Raw genomic sequence first — 3,355 nt, forward strand, 5'->3', positions numbered from 1 at the left:
GCGTTTCCGACTCTATCAGACTCTTTCGTGTCCGATTCCCGGTCGAAGCGGGTTTCGCTTTCCAGTTCTTCGCTTTCGCGTTTCCCTTTCCGGCGGTTCCAACGTTACCAGACTCTTTTCCGTTCCGTTTCCGGTTCGAATTTGAATCCGATGACCCATGGAGTGGCCTTTGCCTTTCGGCTGACTCGACTTTATCAGAAGCATTTCGACCGAAGCTAATCGGCGTGTCTGCTCAGTCAAAGAGAAGAATCGATCGGCTCTGCGAGGATCTCGTCCCCGGCAAGAGCGAAGTGGACTTTAACCTTTACGCTCGGACTTGTCCAGTCCGCTGTAACCGTTAAAATCTACCTCTCCACGCGCACTGTGTCAACAGTTTTTGTGGGCGAGGGAGACACTAGCAGGTCAGCGGCCGTGGACGCACATCGGCCGTCACGCCGCGGAAGGAAGTTCCGCGCTGCGTTCGGCGGCGTCGAGGTCACCCGTATCGCCGGCCCTGGCCGCCCGCCCGCCGAGAACATAGACGTAGGCGAGAAAGGCCAGCTCAGCCACGATGCCGATAGCGATCCGGGCCCACGTGGGAAGACCCGACGGGGTCACGAAGCCCTCGATGACACCGGAGACGAACAGGACCAGGGCCAGACCGATGGCCATGCCGAGGGCGGCCCGGCCTCGCTCGGCCAGAGCGGAACGCCTGGTGCGGGGCCCCGGGTCGATGACCGTCCAGCCGAGCCGGAGTCCCGTACCGGCTGCGACGAAGACGGCGGTGAGCTCCAGCAGCCCGTGTGGCAGGACGAGTCCCAGGAAGGTGTCCAGCCGGCCGGCCGACGACATCAGGCCGATGCCCACGCCGAGGTTGAGCACGTTGACGAAGAGGATCCAGATCACCGGTATGCAGAGGAAGGCGCCCAGCACCAGACACATGGCTGCGGCCTGGGCGTTGTTCGTCCAGACCTGGGCGGCGAACGACGCGGCCGGGTGGCTGGAGTAGTAGGTCTCGTACTCCCCACCGGGACGGGTCAGGCTGCGAAGGTCCTCCGGAGCGGCGATCGCCGCCTGGACTTCCGGGTGCGTGCCGATCCACCAGCCGATGACGGCCGCCAGAAGCGTGGAGAGCACCGCCGTGGGGACCCACCAGTGCCGCGCACGGTAGACGGCAGCCGGAAAACCGGTGCTCAGGAAGCGGGCTGCGTCACGCCATGAGGCGCGTCGGGTCCCGGTCACGGTGGAACGGGCGCGGGCCACCAGCCGGGTGAGGCGCGCGGTCAGCACAGGATCCGGGGCACTGGACTGGATCAAAGACAGGTGCGTCGCCGTGCGCTGGTAGAGAGCGACGAGTTCATCCGCTTCCGAGCCGGTCAGACCCCGTCCTCGGTGCAGAAGATGGTCCAGGCGGTCCCACTCGGCGTGGTGGGTGGTCACGAAGACGTCGAGATCCATGGTCGGCTGCTGCTCCAGGCAAGGGTGCGTACGGGTCCGTACTACGGCGGCGCGCTGCGGGCCAGCTTGGCAGACTGTGGGCCCGAGGGGCAGAGAAGGGCGGCGAAGGGTGGGCGGCGATGAATGAGCTCGTGACCGGGGATGCGGTCGTACTGGGGTTGCGGCCGGCGAGGCTGCCGAGCCGGGCATTGGCGATCGCCATCGATCTTGCGGTGGTTCTGACAGTTTTCGTTCTGATATCGATCGGTCTCGCTGTCGCGACCGTGAGCCTCGACGAGGCGGCGAGCGCGGCGATCGCGGTAGCCACCTTCCTCCTCGTGCTGGTGGGCGGGCCGATCGCCGTCGAGACGCTCAGCCACGGCCGTTCTCTGGGAAAGCTGGCCTGCGGACTTCGCGTGGTGCGCGACGACGGCGGGCCGATCCGGTTCCGGCACGCGCTGGTGCGGGGTGCGATGGGCGTGGTCGAGATCCTGGGAACGTTCGGCGTCGTCGCCTGTATCGCTTCCCTGGTGTCGGCCAGGGGCCGACGTCTCGGTGACGTGTTCGCGGGAACCCTCGTCGTGCGTGAGCGGGTACCGACCGGGCGGGCTGTCGCCGTGCCGCCGCCGCCCTTCTGGCTGGTGGGGCGCTTCGCGCAGCTGGACCTGTCGGCCGTGCCGGACGATCTCTGGCTGGCGATCCGCCAGTACCTGACGCGGATGCACCAGCTGGACGGCGCCGTGGGCTGGTCGATCGCCGAACGGCTGTCCGGAGATCTCGCCGCCCGTACGGGTGTTCCCGTGCCACAGGGCGTGCCCGCCGCTGCCTATCTGGCGGCGGTGGTGAACGAGCGGCAGCAGAGGGACATCAGGCGGGTGGCCTCTGCCGTCGGCCGGCACCACCCGGTGCGCTCAGCGGCACCCGCGGGTCTCCCGGGAGGCGGAGGGATGCCGGTGCCGGGCGGGCCGTCCGGCACGGTGCACGGAGCAATACGGACGGGCTCGCCCTGGGAGGTCCGGCCGGCCAGGGACACCGCATCGGAACCCTTGGCCACCGCCACCGCCGCGGGGGCACCGGCGGCGGCTCCGGTGGCCGCTGCACCCCCTGCCGGTACGGCGCCGACGGGCCGGACCGTCGAGCCGGGTGCCACCGGGTTCGCTCCGCCCGTCTAGTGAGGCGGGGGCGAGGGCGGTGACTCCAGGTCCTCCAGCTCGATACCGGGAGCGGCCAGAACCACGTCCCCGGCGAGGTGGACCGCGTATTGATCCCCGGTGTCCAGCGCGTTGACCTGGTACTCGTCCACGACCAGGGGGCCGTTGTCAGTGGCGTGCGCTTCACTGTCCACCAGGGCCCAGGACTGGTCGACCGTCCGGGGCGCGAGAACCGGGTCCGTGAAGGTGACCAGACGGACGCGGGTCGCGGGGGAATCGGGGGTGAGGCGCAGGAGCCGGGCGGTGGCGACGAGGAAGGCGGGGGACGTGCCGGAGAAGGTATGAGCGCGCACATTGCCTTCGGTGGCGTGAGCACCGGTCGGATCGGTCCGTACCCAGGTGACTCCGTCGAGGGCGGCGCCACGGATCTGCCAGCTCGCGGCGTGCAGTTCGAGGCGGATGGGGCGGCCGAGCTCGTCCAGGGCCAGGTCGAGGGAGCCCAGGTGTGCGCCGGAAGGGGCTGTGGTCCGGGAGACGTAGCGCCATCCGGAAGGACCTGGGGCGCAGTGGAAGTGCTCTTCGCCGAGGGGGGTGTGATCGTGGGGATCGTGGAGCGAATAGCGGCCGCGGGGCATGGGGTCCTTCGGGTTCCTCGGGCTGTGCGGATGCGGTACGGGACAGGCCCCCGGCACGGGGGCTTGGGTTCAAGGGGTCGTTGCAACACCGCCTGGTTTTCAGGTGGTGAGTAGATCACGTAGACGCTCGGCTGGAGTACTCCAGCCGAGCGT

The 3,355-nt window shown here is 68.6% G+C and carries 3 protein-coding genes; 1 reads left to right on the forward strand and 2 read right to left on the reverse strand.

Features of this window, described 5'->3' with window-relative positions:
* Positions 1 to 429: 429 nt before the first annotated feature.
* Entirely contained in the window at positions 430 to 1,437 is a 1,008-nt protein-coding gene (locus AB0F38_RS31585; protein WP_361900872.1) for a stage II sporulation protein M, read from the reverse strand.
* Positions 1,438 to 1,556: 119 nt separating this feature from the next.
* On the opposite strand from AB0F38_RS31585, the gene AB0F38_RS31590 reads away from it, so the two are divergent.
* Positions 1,557 to 2,588: an RDD family protein gene (locus AB0F38_RS31590; protein WP_361900874.1), complete on the forward strand. Its 1,032-nt coding sequence runs from the start codon at positions 1,557 to 1,559 to the stop codon at positions 2,586 to 2,588.
* Here AB0F38_RS31590 and AB0F38_RS31595 read toward each other — a convergent pair.
* Positions 2,585 to 3,202, reverse strand: coding sequence for a hypothetical protein (locus AB0F38_RS31595; RefSeq protein ID WP_361900876.1), 618 nt, complete (start codon positions 3,200 to 3,202; stop codon positions 2,585 to 2,587). The two genes, AB0F38_RS31590 and AB0F38_RS31595, sit on opposite strands and share 4 nt — an antisense overlap.
* Between the last annotated feature and the right edge of the window lie 153 nt (positions 3,203 to 3,355).

It is taken from the genome of Streptomyces sp. NPDC025273 (assembly GCF_040638585.1).
Lineage (GTDB): Bacteria > Actinomycetota > Actinomycetes > Streptomycetales > Streptomycetaceae > Streptomyces > Streptomyces cinereorectus.